Source organism: Geodermatophilus bullaregiensis (assembly GCF_016907675.1).
In the GTDB taxonomy this organism is placed as follows: domain Bacteria; phylum Actinomycetota; class Actinomycetes; order Mycobacteriales; family Geodermatophilaceae; genus Geodermatophilus; species Geodermatophilus bullaregiensis.
In genome coordinates, this window is sequence record NZ_JAFBCJ010000001.1 from 3,651,174 (window position 1) to 3,668,638 (window position 17,465).

At 75.8% G+C, this 17,465-nt stretch carries 15 protein-coding genes; 10 read left to right on the forward strand and 5 right to left on the reverse strand.

Annotated elements, in window-relative coordinates; all coding sequences use genetic code 11:
- Positions 1 to 8: 8 nt before the first annotated feature.
- Positions 9 to 551 carry a DUF1003 domain-containing protein gene (locus JOD57_RS17415; protein ID WP_204693159.1) on the reverse strand — a complete coding sequence of 181 codons (543 nt, stop codon included), beginning with the start codon at positions 549 to 551 and terminating at the stop codon, positions 9 to 11.
- A complete protein-coding gene (locus JOD57_RS17420) occupies positions 544 to 1,782 on the reverse strand; it encodes a magnesium transporter MgtE N-terminal domain-containing protein (RefSeq protein ID WP_204693160.1) in 1,239 nt (412 codons plus the stop codon). The genes JOD57_RS17415 and JOD57_RS17420 overlap by 8 nt, the downstream gene beginning before the upstream one ends.
- Positions 1,783 to 1,806: 24 nt before the next feature.
- Between JOD57_RS17420 and JOD57_RS17425 the strand changes: the two genes are divergently transcribed.
- Genes JOD57_RS17425 through JOD57_RS17440 form a run of 4 tightly spaced genes read left to right on the forward strand, consistent with a single transcriptional unit; the run spans position 1,807 to position 5,371 of the window.
- The gene (locus tag JOD57_RS17425) at positions 1,807 to 2,682 is read left to right on the forward strand and encodes a PhzF family phenazine biosynthesis protein (RefSeq protein ID WP_204693161.1); all 876 of its coding nucleotides are present in this window, start codon (positions 1,807 to 1,809) and stop codon (positions 2,680 to 2,682) included.
- Positions 2,676 to 3,662 (forward strand): DMT family transporter, encoded by a 987-nt coding sequence (locus tag JOD57_RS17430; RefSeq protein WP_239568599.1) that lies wholly within the window; start codon positions 2,676 to 2,678, stop codon positions 3,660 to 3,662. The genes JOD57_RS17425 and JOD57_RS17430 overlap by 7 nt, the downstream gene beginning before the upstream one ends.
- A 45-nt stretch (positions 3,663 to 3,707) precedes the next feature.
- Positions 3,708 to 4,364 carry a DUF8692 domain-containing protein gene (locus tag JOD57_RS17435; RefSeq protein WP_204693162.1) on the forward strand — a complete coding sequence of 219 codons (657 nt, stop codon included), beginning with the start codon at positions 3,708 to 3,710 and terminating at the stop codon, positions 4,362 to 4,364.
- A gap of 53 nt (positions 4,365 to 4,417) precedes the next feature.
- Positions 4,418 to 5,371 carry an HpcH/HpaI aldolase/citrate lyase family protein gene (locus JOD57_RS17440; protein WP_204693163.1) on the forward strand — a complete coding sequence of 318 codons (954 nt, stop codon included), beginning with the start codon at positions 4,418 to 4,420 and terminating at the stop codon, positions 5,369 to 5,371.
- 36 nt (positions 5,372 to 5,407) lie between these two features.
- Here the strand turns inward: JOD57_RS17440 and JOD57_RS17445 are convergent, their stop codons facing one another.
- Positions 5,408 to 5,695, reverse strand: coding sequence for a DUF4190 domain-containing protein (locus JOD57_RS17445; protein WP_204693164.1), 288 nt, complete (start codon positions 5,693 to 5,695; stop codon positions 5,408 to 5,410).
- 143 nt (positions 5,696 to 5,838) lie between these two features.
- On the opposite strand from JOD57_RS17445, the gene JOD57_RS17450 reads away from it, so the two are divergent.
- Positions 5,839 to 7,035 carry an acyl-CoA dehydrogenase family protein gene (locus tag JOD57_RS17450; RefSeq protein ID WP_204693165.1) on the forward strand — a complete coding sequence of 399 codons (1,197 nt, stop codon included), beginning with the start codon at positions 5,839 to 5,841 and terminating at the stop codon, positions 7,033 to 7,035.
- A gap of 15 nt (positions 7,036 to 7,050) precedes the next feature.
- Here the strand turns inward: JOD57_RS17450 and JOD57_RS17455 are convergent, their stop codons facing one another.
- Both JOD57_RS17455 and JOD57_RS17460 read right to left on the reverse strand, forming a co-directional pair.
- The gene (locus JOD57_RS17455; RefSeq protein WP_204693166.1) at positions 7,051 to 9,069 is read right to left on the reverse strand and encodes a glycosyltransferase family 39 protein; all 2,019 of its coding nucleotides are present in this window, start codon (positions 9,067 to 9,069) and stop codon (positions 7,051 to 7,053) included.
- Positions 9,066 to 10,364, reverse strand: coding sequence for a bifunctional glycosyltransferase family 2/GtrA family protein (locus JOD57_RS17460; RefSeq protein ID WP_204693167.1), 1,299 nt, complete (start codon positions 10,362 to 10,364; stop codon positions 9,066 to 9,068). Before JOD57_RS17460 ends, JOD57_RS17455 begins: the two co-directional genes overlap by 4 nt.
- Positions 10,365 to 10,462: 98 nt before the next feature.
- Between JOD57_RS17460 and JOD57_RS17465 the strand changes: the two genes are divergently transcribed.
- From JOD57_RS17465 to JOD57_RS17485, 5 genes are all read left to right on the forward strand, one after another.
- On the forward strand, positions 10,463 to 11,398 hold the full coding sequence (locus tag JOD57_RS17465; protein WP_204693168.1) for an NADP-dependent oxidoreductase: 936 nt from the start codon (positions 10,463 to 10,465) through the stop codon (positions 11,396 to 11,398).
- Positions 11,399 to 11,484: 86 nt separating this feature from the next.
- Positions 11,485 to 11,805, forward strand: a complete 321-nt coding sequence (locus tag JOD57_RS17470; protein WP_204693169.1) for an EthD family reductase — start codon at positions 11,485 to 11,487, stop codon at positions 11,803 to 11,805.
- Positions 11,802 to 13,352, forward strand: coding sequence for an acetolactate synthase large subunit (locus JOD57_RS17475; RefSeq protein ID WP_204693170.1), 1,551 nt, complete (start codon positions 11,802 to 11,804; stop codon positions 13,350 to 13,352). The genes JOD57_RS17470 and JOD57_RS17475 overlap by 4 nt, the downstream gene beginning before the upstream one ends.
- A gap of 154 nt (positions 13,353 to 13,506) precedes the next feature.
- Entirely contained in the window at positions 13,507 to 16,161 is a 2,655-nt protein-coding gene (locus JOD57_RS17480; RefSeq protein ID WP_204693172.1) for a putative bifunctional diguanylate cyclase/phosphodiesterase, read from the forward strand.
- A 110-nt stretch (positions 16,162 to 16,271) separates the two neighbouring features.
- Positions 16,272 to 17,366, forward strand: a complete 1,095-nt coding sequence (locus tag JOD57_RS17485) for a hypothetical protein (protein WP_204693173.1) — start codon at positions 16,272 to 16,274, stop codon at positions 17,364 to 17,366.
- The last annotated feature ends 99 nt before the right edge of the window (positions 17,367 to 17,465 follow it).

The following is a 17,465-nucleotide window of genomic DNA, read 5'->3' on the forward strand; positions in this document are numbered from 1 at the left end:
GACGCCCGTCAGCCGACCGACTCGCGCCGCTCCCGCTCGGCCCGCTCCGCCTGCTTGCGGCGCTTGCGCTCCCGCTTCTCGGCGTCGTCGCCCTCCTCCCCGGACAGCCGGGTCAGCTCGCCGCGGATGAAGTCGCGGGTGGCCAGCTCGCCCACTGCCACGCGCAGCGCGGCGAGCTCGCGGGCCAGGTACTCGGTGTCGGCGCGGGTCGAGGCGGCCCGGGCGCGGTCCTCCTCGGCCTGCACGCGGTCGCGGTCGGCCTGGCGGTTCTGCGCCAGGAGGATCAGCGGCGCGGCGTAGGCGGCCTGGGTGGAGAAGGCCAGGTTGAGCAGGATGAAGGGGTAGGGGTCCCAGCGCAGCCGGACGGCGAAGACGTTGAGCGCGATCCAGACGATCACGATGAGCGTCTGGACGGCGAGGAAGCGGCCGGTGCCGAGGAAGCGCGCGATCCCCTCGGCGAACCGGCCGACCGCGTCCGGGTCCAGCCGCAGGTAGCTGCCCAGGCCGCGCGGCGAGCCGCGCGGGACGTCGAGCCGCCGGCCGTCAGCCACGGCGGGCCCGCTCCCGCCAGTCCTCGGGGAGCAGGTGGTCCAGGACGTCGTCGACGCTCACCGCGCCCACCAGCCGGCCCTGCTCGTCGACGACCGGGGCGGCCACCAGGTTGTAGGTGGCGAAGTAGTGGGTCACCTCCGCCAGGGGTGTCCCCGGCCGCAGCGGCTCGAGGTCGTCGAGGATGCCGCTGACCAGCGTGGACGGCGGTTCGCGCAGCAGCCGCTGGATGTGCGCCAGGCCCAGGTAGCGCCCGGTGGGCGTGGCCGACGGCGGCCGGCACACGTACACCTGGCTGGCCAGCGCCGGGGTCAGCTCGGGCTCGCGCACCCGCGCCAGGGCCTCGGCGATGGTGGCGTCCGGGGTGAGGATCACCGGCTCGCTGGTCATGAGACCGCCGGCGGTGTCCTCGGTGTACTGCAGCAGCTGGCGCACCGGCTCGGCCTCGCCGGGCTCCATGAGCTCGAGCAGCCGGTTGCGGTCGACGTTGGACAGCTCCGCGAGCAGGTCCGCGGCGTCGTCGGGGTCCATCTCCTCGAGGACGTCGGCGGCCCGCGCCTCCTCCAGCGTGCCGAGGATGGTGATCTGCTCGGCCTCCGGCAGCTCGCCGAGGACGTCGGCCAGCCGCTGGTCGTCGAGGGCCTCGGCCACCTCGTGCCGCCGCTTGATCGGCAGGTCCTGCAGCGCGTGGGCGAGGTCGGCGGCGTTGAGCTCGCGGTAGGTGGCGATCAGCGTCTCGGCGCCCTGCCCGGTCTCGGGCAGCGCCAGGCCGGAGACCTCGTCCCAGGCCAGCTGGTGCAGCTGGCCCCGGCGGCCGATCCGGCCGGGCTCCTGGACGGCGAGGCGGGTGATCTGCCACTCGCCGGTGCGGGTCTGCTCCATGCCGGCGTCGACGACGGTGCCCGGCCGGCCGGACTCGCGGATGGTGACCGTGCGGTCGAGCAGCTCGCCGAGGACGAGCGTCTCGCCGCGCCGCTGCTCGAAGCGCTTGAGGTTGAGCGTGCCCGACCCGAGCACCACCGCGCCCGGGTCGACGGAGGTGACCCGGCCCATCGGCACGAAGATGCGGCGGCGGGCCACGACCTCCACGACCAGGCCCAGCACGCGGGGGGTGGCGGTGCCCACCCGCAGCGCCACGACGACGTCGCGCACCCGGCCCACGCGGTCGCCGTTGGGGTCGAAGACGGGCAGTCCGGCGAGCCGGGAGACGTACGCCCTGGTCACCGTGGTCACGATCGCTGAGGCTACCGTCGGTGCGTGGCCGCCCCCGCCTCCGTGGCGTACGAGGTCGTCGACGTCTTCGCGCCGCGGGCCTTCGCGGGCAACCCGCTGGCCGTCGTCCTCGACGCCGACGACCTGACGACGGAGCAGTGCCAGGCGCTGGCCAACGAGTTCGCGCTGTCGGAGACGTCGTTCCTCTCCGCGCCCACCGAGCCCGGCGCCTCCTACCGGGTGCGCATCTTCACGCCCTACGCCGAGCTGCCCTTCGCCGGGCACCCGAGCGTCGGGGCGGCGCACACGCTGGTCCGCACCGGCCGGCTGCCCGCCGGCACGCTGCGCCAGGAGTGCGGCGCCGGGGTGCTGCCGATCGAGGTCACCGAGGAGGGCGCCACCCTGACCGGCGGGCGGCCGACGCTCGAGGGCGGTCCCGACCCAGCGGCGCTGGCCGCGGCCGTGGGCCTCGGCGGAGCCGACGTCGTCGGGCTGCCCGCGCACGTGGCCGGCTGCGGCCTGCCGTTCGCGTTCCTCGCCGTGCACCCGGACGTCGTCGACCGCGCCGCGCCCGGCCCCGCGGCCCTCGACACGCTGGGCGTGGGGGAGGGGGTGTCGATCCTGTCCTGGGACGCCGCGACGTCGACCGCGCGCGCCCGCGTGTTCGCCCGGGACATCCGCTGGGGCGAGGACCCGGCCACCGGGTCGGCCGCGCTGGGCGCCGGCGTCTGGCTGGTCGCGACCGGGCTGCTCGCGCCGGGGACGACGTCGTCCTACACGGTGCGCCAGGGCGAGGCGATGGGCCGGCCCTCGGTGCTGTCCTGCACGGTCGCCGCGGCCGGGGGGCGGGCGACCGGCGCCACGGTGGCCGGCGCGGTGGTGCCCGTGGCGGCCGGCCGCATCCGGGTCCCGGGATGGTGAAGGACCTCCCTGCCCCCCACCGCTCGCACGCTCGCGGCGGGACCCTGCAGGGAGGCCGGGTCACCGCGGCGCGGTCGCCGTGGGCGGTGCACCGGCCGGGCGGCCGCGACGTCGTCCTCATGGGCATCGCCGTCGTCGGCGTCTCGTTCTCCGGACCGCTCACCGCCCTGGTGACGACGTCGTTCCTGGCCATCGCCTTCTGGCGCACCGCCGCCGGCGCCGCCCTGCTCGTGCCGGTGCTGCTGGGCCGCGAGCGGGCCACCCTGACCGGGCTGCGGCCGCGGCAGCTGGGCAGCTCGGTGGTGGCCGGGCTGTTCCTCGCCGCCCACTTCGCCGCGTGGCTGCCGAGCCTGTCGATGACCACGGTCGCCGCGTCGACCGCGCTGGTCACCACCACCCCGATCTGGACGGCGCTGGCCGCCCGCGTGTCCGGCGTGCGGCTGCCCGCGCAGGTCTGGTGGGGGCTGGCGCTGGCGGTGGTCGGGGTCGCGCTGATCGCCGGGGTCGACGTCACGGTCAGCCTGGAGGCGCTGGCCGGCGACGGGCTGGCGCTGCTGGGCGCGGTCTGCGCCGGCGGCTACATGCTGGCGGGGGCGCGGGCGCGCACCCGGCTGGCGACGTCGGCCTACTCCGTCGTCTGCTACTCGACCTGCGCGGTCGCGCTGGCCCTCGCCGCGCTGGTCACCGGGACGGCGCTGGCCGGGTTCAGCGCCCGCGACTGGTGGCTGATCGCGGCGATCACCGTCTGCGCGCAGCTGTTCGGGCACACCCTGCTCAACCTCGTGCTCTCCAGCGTCGGGCCGACCGTCGTCGGGCTGGCCGTGCTGCTCGAGGTGCCCGGCGCCCTCCTTGTCGCGCTCGTCCTGCTGGGGCAGACGCCGCCGCTGCTGGCGCTGCCCGGCATGGTCGCCGTCATCGCCGGGGTGGCGCTCGTGGTGCGGGCGGGCCGACCGCCGACGCCGGTCGAGCCGGTCACCTGAGCGGTTCTCACCGGTCTCTCATCCGCGTGGTCCACGCTGCCCGCCGTGCGGGTGCGACGAGGCGTCGACCGGTGGCTGCCGGCGGCGGGCGGCCTGACGCTCGGCCTCGGCGCGGTCAGCGCGGGGCTGCCCGCGGTGACGTCGTCGGGGCTGACCACGGGGACCGGTGAGCTGCGGCTCCACCTCGACGTCATCGAGGAGGACGACCTGCCCACGTGGTGGGCGACGACGGTGCTCGTGCTGGCGGCGGCCTGCTGCGCGGTGGTGGCCGGGTTGCACGAGCGGCTGCACCGGCTGGTCGGGCTCGAGGGCGACGGCGGGCTCCCCTTCCTCCGGCTGGTGCCCGGCGCCGTGGTCGGCGCGCTCCTGCTGCTCGTCGTGGGCGCCCTGCCGCGCTCGGCGCCCCGCTCGACCCGGCGGTGGATGGGCGCCGGCCTGGGCCTGCTGCTCTCGGGTCTGGGCGGGGAGCTCGTGCAGGGACTGCTGCTGGCCGACGCCTCGACCGGCCCGGCGTACGTGCTGGCCCACCACGCGGAGGAGGCGGGGGAGACCCTTGGCGCGCTGGCGGTCCTGCGCGCGGCGGCGGTCCGGATCGGCGTCGTCCGCGCCGGTGCGGGGTGGCCGGCGGGGTCCGACGGGGCCCGGACCGGCGCCGCCACCCGTCCGGGGGCGCCGCCCGGGGCCGCGGTTACCCTCCGGTAGCCCTTCCCCCGGCGCAGCGTCGTCTGCCCACCCACCACCCCAGCGGAGGCACCGTGGCCGAGCTCCGATCCCGCCGTTCCAACCTGGCCGTGCCGGGCAGCAACCCGCGCTTCCTCGAGAAGGCGAAGGGTCTGCCGGCCGACCAGGTGTTCCTGGACCTGGAGGACGCCTGCGCGCCGCTGGCCAAGCCCGGCGCGCGCAAGAACATCGTCGCGGCGCTCAACGAGGGCGGCTGGGGGGAGAAGATCCGCACCGTCCGGGTCAACGACTGGACGACGGAGTGGACGTTCACCGACGTGATCGAGGTCGTCGGCGGCGCGGGGGCCGAGCTCGACTGCATCATGCTGCCGAAGGTCGCCGACGCCGGTCAGGTGCAGGCGCTGGACATGCTGCTGACCCAGGTCGAGAAGGCCAACGGCCTGCAGGTCGGGCGGATCGGCATCGAGGCGCAGATCGAGACCGCGCAGGGCCTGATCAACGTCAACCAGATCGCGTTCGCCAGCCCGCGGATCGAGACGATCATCTTCGGCCCGGCCGACTTCATGGCCAGCATCAACATGAAGTCGCTGGTGGTCGGTGCCCTGCACCCGGACTACGCCGGCGACCCGTTCCACTACATCCTCATGCAGATCCTCATGGCCGCCCGCGCCCGCGGTGTGCAGGCCATCGACGGCCCGTTCCTGCAGGTGCGCGACGTCGACGCGTTCCGCGAGGTCGCCAAGCGCTCGGCCGTCCTCGGCTTCGACGGCAAGTGGGTGCTGCACCCCGGCCAGGTGGACGCGGCCAACGAGATCTACTCGCCGTCGCAGGAGGACTACGACCACGCCGAGCTCATCCTCGACGCCTACGACTGGGCGACCTCCGAGGCCGGCGGGAAGAAGGGCTCGGCGATGCTCGGCGACGAGATGATCGACGAGGCCAGCCGCAAGATGGCCCTGGTCATCGCGGGCAAGGGCCGCGCCGCCGGCATGAGCCGCACCTCGTCGTTCACCCCGCCGGAGGGCTGAGGGCGGAGCCCCTCCCGGTGCCGGGGAGGGGCTCCCTCAGGGGGCGAAGCTGCCGGCGACGGTCGCGAGGGCCAGGAACGCGAGCAGGATCCCGAGGACGGCGAGGGCCGTCCCGATCGCGCCGACGACGATCCCGGCGAGCGCCAGGCCGTCGCCCTGCTCGCCCGTCTCGCGGATCTGCCGGCGAGCGACGACGCCGAGGACGAGCCCGGCGGGGGCGAGGACGAAGGCCAGCACCAGCGCCAGGACCGCCAGGGTGTTGGTCGGCCGGCGCAGGGGCGGCCACCCCGGCGGCGGCCCGTACGGGTCCGGGGTGCTGCTCATCGCGTCCTCCTCGATGCCGTCCGCGGCACCGTAGGCGCCCGGCACCCCGAGCGGGCGGCGGTGACCCAGGACACGGCGACGGGCAGGGGGAGGTGGCCCATACTCGCCGGTAACCCGGACACCGGCGTCCCCGAGGAGTGAGCGTGGCCCGACTGGCGCAGACCGCCGACCTGACCGACGTCCAGCAGGAGATCCTGTCGACGGTCAGGAGCTTCGTGGACAAGGAGATCATCCCGCACGCCCAGGAGCTCGAGCACGCCGACGAGTACCCGCAGGAGATCGTCGACGGGCTCAAGGAGCTCGGCATCTTCGGGCTGATGATCCCCGAGGAGTACGGCGGCCTCGGGGAGTCGCTGCTGACCTACGCGCTGGTGGTCGAGGAGATCGCCCGCGGCTGGATGAGCGTCTCGGGCGTCATCAACACCCACTTCATCGTCGCCTACATGATCCGCCAGCACGGCACGCAGGAGCAGAAGGAGCACTTCCTGCCGCGCATGGCCACCGGCGAGGTGCGCGGGGCGTTCTCCATGTCCGAGCCGGGGCTGGGCTCCGACGTCGCCGGCATCCGCACCAAGGCGGTGAAGGACGGCGACGACTACGTCGTCGACGGCCAGAAGATGTGGCTGACCAACGGCGGCTCCTCCACGCTCGTCGCCGCGCTGGTCCGCACCGACCTCGGCGCGGACAAGGCCCACCAGAACCTCACGACGTTCCTGGTCGAGAAGCCGGCCGGTTTCGGCACCGTCGCCCCCGGTCTCACCATCCCCGGCAAGATCGACAAGATGGGCTACAAGGGCGTCGACACCACCGAGCTGGTGTTCGACGGCTACCGCATCGGCGCGGACATGGTCCTGGGCGGGGAGCCCGGCCGGGGCTTCGCGCAGATGATGGACGGCGTCGAGGTGGGCCGCGTCAACGTCGCCGCCCGCGCCTGCGGCATCGCCATCCGCGCCTTCGAGCTGGCCGTCGAGTACGCCCAGCAGCGGGAGACCTTCGGCAAGCCGATCGTGCAGCACCAGGCGATCGCCTTCCAGCTCGCCGAGATGGCCACCAAGGTCGAGGCCGCGCACCTGATGATGGTCAACGCCGCGCGCCTCAAGGACGCCGGCAGGCGCAACGACGTCGAGGCCGGCATGGCCAAGCTGCTGGCCAGCGAGTACTGCGCCGAGGTGACCACCCAGTCCTTCCGCATCCACGGCGGCTACGGCTACTCCAAGGAGTACGAGATCGAGCGGCTCATGCGCGAGGCGCCGTTCCTGCTCATCGGCGAGGGCACTAGCGAGATCCAGAAGACGATCATCAGCCGCGGCCTGCTCAAGGAGTACGGCCTCCGGCGCTGAGATCCGCCGTACGGATCAACTCGCCGGCCGGCTCAGGTCGTAGAGGGTGACGCCGTCCACGGTCCGCCCCTCGAAGTGCTCCGCCACCCAGGCCGCGGTGCTCCCGTCGTCGCCGCCCGTGGTGCTGTCCGCCCCCGGCCCTTCACCGATGAACCAGTGGACCCGGCCCTCGGCGACGTACCGCTGGAACTGCTCGAGCGTGGGGGAGGGGTCGCTGCCGCTGAAGCCGCCGATCGCCATGACCGGCAGGCCCGTCGCCAGCTGGTGGACGGCGGCGCGGTAGGAGCCCACCGTGGCCGCCGCCCAGGTGTGGGAGTCCGCGTCCTCGGCGAGGAGGTCGGCCACCTCGTCGCTGACCTCGCCGGCGTCGAGCGGACGTCCCCGGTCGCCCTGTCCGCCGTCCCCGCCGCCGGGCGGGACGACCGTGGTCGCGTCACCCCCACCGGGCGTCTCCGCCGGACCGGGCAGCTCGTCCCCGGCCGCGCCGGACGGCGGACCCCCGGTACCCGGCTGGACGACGACACCCGGGCCGAAGCCGGTGTCACCGGACACCGCCGGCCCCGCGGTCGGGATGGCGCCGGTGTGGGGTGTCGTGGCCGTATGTGCCGCGTAGACGGCCGGACCACCGAGCCCGGCGAGGACGCCGGCGGCCAGCACCGTCGCCGCGACGGCGCGGCCGAGCCGGTGGACGGCGAGCAGTACGACCGCGGCGGCCAGGCCGAGGGCCGGCACCGCCCAGCGCAGCCAGGGCAGGAACTCCGCAGAGCGGCCCAGCAGGACCCAGGCCCACAGCGCGGTGCCGGCCAGCGCGACCGCCAGGACCAGCCGCGCGCGTGCCCACCCCCGCCGCTGCCACAGGAGCGTGCCGCCGATCGCGACCAGCGCGGCGATCGCCGGGGCGAGGGCCACCGTGTAGTACTCGTGGAAGATGCCGGCCATCAGGCCGAAGGTCAGCGCGGTGACGCCCAGCCAGGTCCCCCAGGTCAGCAGCGCGGCCCGGGTCGGGTCGGTGCGCGGCGCCCGGCTGATGGTGAGGCCCGTGACGAGCAGCAGCAGTGCGGCCGGCAGCAGCCAGGCCACCTGGCCGCCGACCGCGGGGCCGAACAGCCGGCCGAGACCGGCGTCCCCCCAGCCCGGCGCGGCGCCGACGCCGCCGATCTCCTCGCCGGTCAGCCGGCCCAGGCCGTTGTAGCCCCAGATCAGCTCCCACACGGAGTTCGTCTGCGAGCCCCCGACGTACGGCCGCGCCGACTCCGGCACCAGCCCGACGACCGCCACCCACCACCCGGCGGTCGCGACGAGCGCCAGTCCGGCGCCGAGCAGGTGCCGGATGCGCCGGCCCACGGTCGTCGGGGCGGCGACCAGGTAGGCCAGCGCGAACGCCGGCACGACCAGCAGCGCCTGCAGCATCTTGGTGAGGAAGGCCAGGCCGACCAGCACCCCGACGAGTGCCAGGGCCCTCCCGCTGGCCCGCTCGACCGCACGCGTCAGCGCGTACGCCGCCGCGGTCAGCAGGAGCACGAGCAGGGCGTCGGGGTTGTTGAAGCGGGACACCAGCACGGCGACCGGGGTCACCGCCATCGCGGTCCCGGCCAGCAGCCCGGCACCGGGGCCGGCCACCCGCCGCACGGCCAGGTACAGCAGTCCCACGGTGCCCACGCCCATGAGCGCCTGCGGCACCAGGAGCGACCAGGACGACAGACCGAACAGCCGCACCGACAGCGCCATGACCCACAGCGAGGCCGGCGGCTTGTCCACGGTGATCGAGTTGGCCGCGTCCGAGGAGCCGTAGAAGAAGGCCTTCCAGCTCTCCGAGCCGGCCTGGGCGGCGGCCGAGTAGTAGGCGTTGGCCCAGCCGGAGGCCGACAGGTCCCACAGGTACAGGACGCCGGTGGCCGCCAGCAGGCCGAGCAGGGCCGGCCGGACCCAGCGGGGGTCGGTGTCGCGGCCTCGCAGCAGGCGGGGGAGCCACCTCGCCCGCGACGCTGCCGGGGGCGGGGTGGGCGCGGCGGGTGGCGGCACGGTGGCGGTCATCGGGCGTCCTCCGGTCCGGGTCGGGTGGGAGGTCGTGGAGGGCCGGTCGGGTCGCCGGCGGGTGCCGGGCGGTGCCGGCGGAACACCCAGCCGCGCAGCAGGAGGAAGCGCAGCAGCACGGCGGCGGCGTTGGCGGCCACGAGGAGCGTCAGCTCGGCAGCGCGCGACGGTGCGGCGACCACGGCGTGGAGCAGGCCCAGCGAGCCACTGGTCAGGGTCAGCGTGAGCGCGAGGACGGCCAGGCCCCGCAGGTGGTCCCGGCCGGCGCCGTCCGTCCCGCGGATGCCGAAGGTCACCCGTCGGTTGGCCGCGGTGTTGGCCACCGCCGTCACCAGCAGTGCCACCAGGTTGGCCACCTGGGCGGCCGCGACCCCGCGCAGCAGCACGAAGAGCACCAGGTGGGCGACGGTCGAGACGACCCCGATCGCGGCGAACCGCAGCAGCTGGCCGACCAGGGAGCCCGGGACACCCGGCGGCGGGTCCGGCAGCGGCCCACGTCCGATGGTGGCCCGCAGCCGGTCCAGCGGGAGCCGGCCGGTCGACAGCGCGCGGAGCACCCGGACGATGCCCGCGACGTCGGCCCTCGCCGTCCGCACCAGGTCGACACGGCTGTCGGGGTCGTCGACCCAGTCGACGGGCACCTCGTGGATGCGCAGTCCTGCCCGCTCGGCGAGCACCAGCAGCTCGGTGTCGAAGAACCAGCCGGTGTCCTCGACCAGCGGCAGCAACTCGGCGGCGACGTCGGCGCGGATGGCCTTGAAGCCGCACTGCGCGTCCGACAGCGAGGTCGCGAGCGTGCGCCGCAGCAGCAGGTTGTAGCAGCGGGAGACCACCTCGCGCCCGAGTCCGCGGGCGACCCGTGACGAGGGCGCGAGCCGGGTACCGACCGCCAGGTCGGAGTGACCGCTGATCAGCGGGGCCACCAGCGGCAGGAGAGCGGCGAGGTCGGTGGACAGGTCGACGTCGGTGTAGGCCAGGACCGGCGCGTCCGAGCGCAACCAGGCGGTGCGCAGCGCCCGCCCCCGGCCCGGTCGGGTCAGGGTGAGCACCTCGGTGCCGGGCAGCTCGGCGGCCACCCGGCGCGCCACCTCCAGGGTGCGGTCGGTGCTGCCGTTCTCCGCGACGGTGATCCGGAAGGGGTAGGGCAGCGACTCGGTCAGGTGGGCGTGCAGACGGCGCAGGCACGGCTCGAGGTCGGTCTCCTCGTCGTGCACCGGGACGACGACGTCGAGGAGGGGGCGTCCACGGCCGGTGACAGCGGCGCGGTGGTCGCTGCCGAACGGGAGCGGTGGCATGACCGGGACGGTGACGGCCGACCCTGGAGTCACCCCGTGCGCTCGCTGGCACTCGGCTGTGATCGGGATCACACCGGGTCTCGGCCTAGGGTCGAGGCGTGCGAGCCGTGGGAGTGATCGAGTTCGGCGGGCCCGAGGCCCTCACCGTCGTCGACGTGCCCGACGAGCCCCTGGGGCCCGGGCGGGTGCGGGTCCGGGTGCGGGCCGCGGCGGTCAACCCGACCGACACCCACCTGCGCAGCGGCGCCTACGCCGGCCGGGACCCCGTGACGACGCCGCCGTGGGTGCCCGGTATGGACGCCGCCGGTGAGGTGGTCGAGGTGGGCGAGGGCGTCGACCGGGTCGCGGTCGGGGACGCGGTCATGGGGATCGTCGTCCCCACCGGCGCGCACGGCGGCTACCGGGAGGACCTCGTGCTGCCGGCCGCCTCGGTCGCCCGGGTGCCGGCCGGGGCCGACGCCGTCGCCGCGTCGACCCTGCCGATGAACGGCCTCACCGCCCGCCTCGCGCTCGACCGGATGGCCCTGCCCCCTGGCTCGGTGCTCGCGGTGACCGGCGCGGCCGGGGCGTTCGGCGGCTACGTCGTACAACTGGCGAAGGCCGACGGGCTCACCGTCGTCGCCGACGCGGCGGAGGCCGACGAGCAGCTGGTGCGCGACCTCGGTGCCGACGTCGTCGTGCGGCGGGGCGACGACGTGGCCGAGCGGATCCGCGCCGAGTACCCCGACGGCGTCGACGGGCTGGCCGACGGGTCGGTGCAGGACGCGCTCGTGCTGCCCGCGGTGCGCGACGGCGGGAAGGTGACCACCGTGCGCGGCTACCGCGGCGACGGCTCCGGCCGGGTCGAGGTCCTGCCCACGCTGGTGCGCCGGTACGCGGAGAACGCCGCGGCGCTCGACCGGTTGCGCGAGCAGGTCGAGCAGGGTGCGGTGACGCTCCGCGTGGCGCGCACGTTCGCGCCGGAGGAGGCGCCCGAGGCCCACCGCGTGCTCGCCGCCGGCGGCGTCCGCGGCCGCCTGGTCGTCACCTTCTGAGGTGCGGTCGCGCACGGCCCGGCCCGCCTGACAGGGTGGGGGCGGTGCCGGGCAGCGGGGCCCGGCGTGCGATGGAGGTGCGGCAGATGGTGCACAGGCTCGTCGTCAGCTACGGGCAGCCGGCGGACCCGGGGGCGTTCGACGCGTACTACCGCGACACGCACACCCCGCTGGCGACGAGGATGCCCGGGCTGGTCCGGCTGACCACCGGTCACCCGCAGGCCATGGACCCCTCCCAGCCCGCGCCCTACCTGGTCGCCGAGCTCGACTTCGACTCCGAGCAGGCCATGGGCGCGGCGTTCGCGTCCGAGGAGGGGAAGGCCGCGGCCGGGGACGTCGCGAACTTCGCCACCGGCGGGGCGACCATGACGCACCACGAGGTCACCGAGGTCCACGTCTCCCGGTGAACGGCGCCCAGGCACTCATCCGCACGCTCGTCGACGCCGGGGTCGACGTCTGCTTCGCCAACCCCGGCACGTCGGAGATGCACTTCGTCGCCGCGCTGGACGACGTCCCGGGGATGCGCGGGGTGCTGACCCTCTTCGAGGGCGTGGCGACCGGCGCCGCCGACGGCTGGGCGCGCATGACCGGCCGGCCAGCCGCGACGCTGCTGCACCTGGGGCCGGGCCTGGGCAACGGCCTGGCCAACCTGCACAACGCCCGCCGCGGGCGCGCGCCGATGGTCAACGTGGTCGGTGACCACGCCCGCTCGCACAAGCGGCTCGACGCGCCGCTGGAGAGCGACATCGACGCCCTCGCCGGCACGGTCTCGGGCTGGGTGCGCCGGTCGCTGTCGCCGGCCGACGTCGCCGCCGACGCCGCGGACGCCGTCGCCGCGGCCACCCGGGGGCAGATCGCCACGCTGGTGCTCCCGGCCGACGTCTCCTGGGAGGACGGCGCCGCGGTGGCCGACCCGCCCCCGGTGCGGCCCCGGCCGCGCGTGGCCCCGCCGGTCGTCGACGACGTCGCCGCCGTGGTGGGCGCGGGCGAGCCGACCGTGCTGTTCGTCGGCGGGGACGTCGTGGCCTCGGAGGCCGGGCTGCTCGCCGCCGCGCGGGTGGCCGCCGGCACCGGCGCCCGGCTGCTGGCCGAGACCTTCCCCGCGCGGATGGTGCGCGGCGCCGGGCTGCCCGACGTCGGCAAGCTGCCCTATCCGCCGGAGGTGGCGATCAAGGCCCTGGCCGGCACCCGGCACCTGGTGCTCGCGGGGGCGACCTCGCCGGTGCACTTCTTCGGCTACCCGGGCGTCCCCGGCACCCCGGTGCCCGAGGACTGCGCGGTGCACGTGCTCTCCCGCCCGGGCGAGGACGGCGTCGCGGCGCTCGAGGCGCTCGCCACCGCGGTGGCCGCCGACGCCGAGCCGCAGCTGCTGGAGGCCTCCCGCCCCGAGCTGCCCACCGGGCGCCTGACCCCGCGGGCAGTCTCGGCGGTGGTCGGCGCCCTGCTGCCCGAGCGGGCGGTCGTCGTCGACGAGGCGATCACCTCCGGCGTCGGGATCGCCGAGCTGACCTCGGGCGCGCCGCGGCACGACTGGCTGGCGCTCACCGGCGGGGCGATCGGCGACGGCCTGCCCATGGCGGTCGGCGCGGCGGTGGCCTGCCCCGACCGGCCGGTGCTGGTCCTCCAGGCCGACGGCAGCGCGATGTACACGGTGCAGGCGCTGTGGACGATGGCCCGCGAGCAGCTCGACGTCACCGTCGTCCTCTACGACAACGGCTCGTACGCGATCCTGCAGGGGGAGCTGTCGCGGGTCGGCGCCACCCGCGGCGGGGAGCGCGCGGGCCAGTTGCTCGAGCTCGGCGGGCCGGCGCTGGACTTCGTGTCCCTGGCCACCGGCATGGGCGTGCCGGCCACCCGGGCCGAGACCGCCGAAGAGCTGGCCGACCAGGTCCGCACCGCGCTGGCCGAGCCGGGTCCGCACCTGGTGCAGGCGGTGCTGCGCCCGGCCGGCTGACCGCCTCACCCCCCAGGGGGAACGCCGGACGGATCCGTTCCAGTGTCCGGCGCCGGGGGCCGATGTGGTCGGTGTGTCCCCGATGACGACAGGAGACGGCTCCCGCACGCCCGTGCGGGGGCCGCTCTCCGGTGCCCCCTGGACCGTGTTGTCGGTGCTGCCCGTGCTGGCGATGGTCGTGGCCCAGGGGATGCTCCCCGGCACGGAGGCCGGCACGGCCCTGTACTTCGCCGTCGTCGCGGTCGCCGTGGCCGGCGCCTGGGCCGGCGCCCTGGCCTCGTCCCGCGGTGCGGCGCCGTACTGCCTCGCCGTGGGCGTCACGCTGTCGGGCCTGGGCGACGCGCTGTGGCAGGCGCAGGCGCTCATCGCCGGCACGGCGGCCGACGTCTCCGCCGTCGACGTGCTGTACGTGGGCTCCTACGCGGCCGTCGGCACCGGGGTGTGGCTGATGGCCGGTGCCGGCGAGCGCTCGCGCCGGCAGCGGGTGGCCGGGGCGATCGACGCGCTGTGCGTGACGGTGGCCGCGCTCCTGGTCGTGTGGGAGCTGTCGATCCAGGCCACGGTGTCCGACCGGTCGCTCCCGCTGGTCGCCCAGGCCGTCCTGGTCACCTACCCGGTCGCGGACGCCGTGCTGCTGGGGCTGGTCTGCCGCCTGCTCACCAGCCGGCGGCGGGGCGAGTGGGCGGGTCTGGCCGTGGCCGCCGCGTGCGCCTGCTGGCTGGTCTCGGACGTCGCCTTCCTGGTGCAGGACCGGATCGAGGGCTTCGGCTCCTGGCTGGACTCCGGCTGGCTGCTGGGCAGCCTCCTGCTGACCGCGGCGACCTCGCGGCGGCTGGCCGCCCCGGCCCGCCCGGCGCGCGACGGGGTGGCCACCGCCTCCGGCCTGGGCCGCCTCGCCGTCTGCCTCGGCGCGCTCATGGTCCCGCCGAGCGTCGAGCTCGTCACCGACGCCACCGGCCACGGGGACGCCGTCAGCACCGTCTTCGCCAGCACGCTGGTGCTCACCCTGCTGGTCTTCCTGCGCGCCTCGCTGCTGCTGAAGGGCGAGGCCGCGGCCCGGGCGCGGCTGCGCTCGCAGGAGCGGTACGCCACCAAGCTGGCCGCCTGGTCCGCCGACGCGGTGATGGTGGTCGGCCGCGACCACCGGCTGCTCAGCGACCCGGCGCCGCTGGCCGGGCTGCTGGGTACCGCGCCGGCCGAGCTCGGGAGCACGCAGGACGTCGTCCGGGCGGCGGGGATCGACCCCGACGTCGCCCTGGACGTCTTCGGGCAGGGCGTGGCCGCCGGCGGGCAGGTCGTGGACGTCGAGGTGCCGGCCCGGCGCATGGGCGAGGACCGCTGGTACGGCGTCCGGCTGGTCGACCTCGGCGACGACCCGGACATCGGCGGCGTCGTCGTCCACCTGACCGACGTGACCAGCCGGCGCCGCGCCGACCGCGCGCTGGCCCACGTGACCCTGCACGACGGGCTCACCGGCCTGGCCAACCGCACGCTGTTCACCGACCGCGTCGGCCAGGCGCTGCTGCGCACCGTGCGCGGCGGCGGCTCGGCCGCGGTGGTCACGATCGACCTCGACGGCTTCAAGGCGGTCAACGACACCCTCGGGCACGACGCCGGCGACGCGCTGCTGTTCGAGGTGGCGGGCCGGCTGAGCGCCGCCGTCCGCGCCGACGACACCGTGGCCCGGCTGGGTGGCGACGAGTTCGCCGTGCTGGTCGAGCAGGCCGGTGACGGCGACGACGCGGCGCTGGCGACGGCGACCCGCGTGCTCGAGGTGCTCGCCCGCCCGGTCGAGCTCGAGGGCCGGCCGGTGACCGTGACCGCCGCCGTCGGCGTCGCCGTGGGCCGCGGGAACGTGACCAGCGGGTCGCTCATCGCCGACGCCGACCTGGCGCTGCAGGCGGCCCGGACGGGCGGCCGCAACCGGGTGGAGGTCTACGACCCCGGGATGCGCGCGGCGGTGCAGGCCGCCCGCGAGCTGGAGCACGAGCTGCGCGGCGCGCTGGCCGCGGGGGAGTTCCGGCTGGTGTACCAGCCGGTCGTCACCCTGGCCGACCGCCGGGTGACCGGCTTCGAGGCGCTGCTGCGGTGGACCTCGCCGCGGCTGGGCCCGGTGGGCCCGGACCGGTTCGTGCCGGCCGCGGAGGCCGCGGGCCTGATCGACGAGATCGGCGCGTGGGTGCTGCAGGAGGCGTGCGCGACCGCGGCCGCGTGGCGGCGCGACCACCCGGGCGCCGGCGACATGACGATGGCGGTCAACGTGTCGGCCGCTCAGCTGGCCTCCCCGGACCTGGTCGGCTCCATCGCCGCCGCGCTGGCCGAGAGCGGCCTGCCCGCGGGATCGCTGGTGGTGGAGGTGACCGAGACCGCGCTCGTCGGCGACCCGGAGCACGCGGCGGCCTGCCTGGCGGCGCTGCGGGCGCTCGGCGTCCGGCTGGCGCTGGACGACTTCGGCACCGGCTACTCCTCGCTGGCGCACCTGCAGCAGTTCACCGTGGACGTGCTCAAGATCGACCGCTCGTTCGTCAGCACGATGGCCGAGGGCGAGCCGATGCCGGCGATCGTGCGCGGCACCATCGACCTGGGCCGCACGCTGGGCCTGGAGGTGCTCGCCGAGGGCGTGGAGCACGAGCAGCAGGCGCGGCTGCTGGCAGAGGGCAACTGCGACTCGGCGCAGGGCTACCTGTTCGCCCGGCCGCTGGAGCGCACCGACGCCGAGGCGGTGCTGCTCGAGCAGGTGGCGCGGGACGCCGCCGCGGCGGCCGTGCCGGTGCCGCGGGCGCCGCGGGTGCTGACCCGCCCGGTCTGAGGGGCGCCGCCGTCGTGCCGGGGCCGTGCGCGCCGTCGCCTCCGGTGACGGTGACGCCACCGTGACGTTGCGGCTCCTAGCGTCGGCCCCCGCTGAGCAGGAGGTGGACGGTGAGACGCACGGAGGACGCCGGCGGGCCGGTGCGGCGGGTGTGGGTCCCGCAGGTGGCGGTCGACGTCGAGGCGCTGCGGGTCCGCGCGGACGTGGCCGAGGCCCGCGGCGGGCTCGACGACGCGGGGCGGGCGCTGCTCGCGGGCGTGCGCAGGCACCTGGACAAGGCCGGGAACGCCGCCTACCGCCGCGATCCGCTGCCGCGGCGGCTGACCAACTGGTGGCGCGGGACGCTGGTGGAGACGGCGTACCGGCACATGCACGCGGCCGAGGTCCAGCTGGTGGAGGTCGCCGGCCTGGAGGAGCTGCGGGCGGAGATCCGCCCCGCGGTCGCGCGGGCGAACGCGGCCCTCAACCGGGAGGACCTCCGGCAGCGCACGGTGGACGACTTCCGCCAGTACGCGACCGTGGCCCAGCTCCGGCCGCGGCTGAGCGCCACCATGCGCGACAGCTTCGCCGTGCTCGACGGCCGGCACGCCCAGCTGCGCAGCTTCCGCAACATCCTGCTGATGTCGGCGCTGCTCGTCTCCGTGCTCATGGCCGTCACCGTCGCCGTCGTCGCCATGTACCCGTCCGTGCTGCCGCTGTGCTTCCCGCGCGAGGTGGTGGACACGAGCACCGGCGCGGCGGTGGCCAGGGAGGCCGGCGTCAACTGCCCGACGCGGTCGGCGGTCACGGGTCCGCAGAACGCGGACGTCCTCGTCGTCGCCTTCCTGGGGCTGCTCGGCGGGGCGCTGGCCGCCGCCGCGTCGATCCGCAACCTCAAGGGGACGACGTCGCCCTACGACGTGCCGGTGGCGGTGGCGACGCTCAAGGTCCCGCTGGGCGCCCTCACCGCGGTCCTCGGGCTGATCGCGATCCGTGGCGACTTCGTCCCGGGCCTGTCCGCGCTCGACTCCCAGGTGCAGATCCTCGCCTACGCGCTGGTCTTCGGCTTCGCACAGCAGCTGCTCACCCGGTTGCTCGACCAGCGCGCCCAGACCCTGCTCGACGGCCTGCCCAGCAAGGACGTGGCCGACGGGATGCCGGTGCCCCTGCCGGCCCGGCCGACCCCGTTCCTGCCCGACGCGGCCCGGGAGGCCGCCCCGTCCTGAGCCACCCTCGCGGGTCACCCGGTCAGGTCGACGGCGCGCGAGGTGGTGGCCGCGCCGTCCGGAGACCGGCTGACGGCGGTCCCGCACGCCACCGAGGTC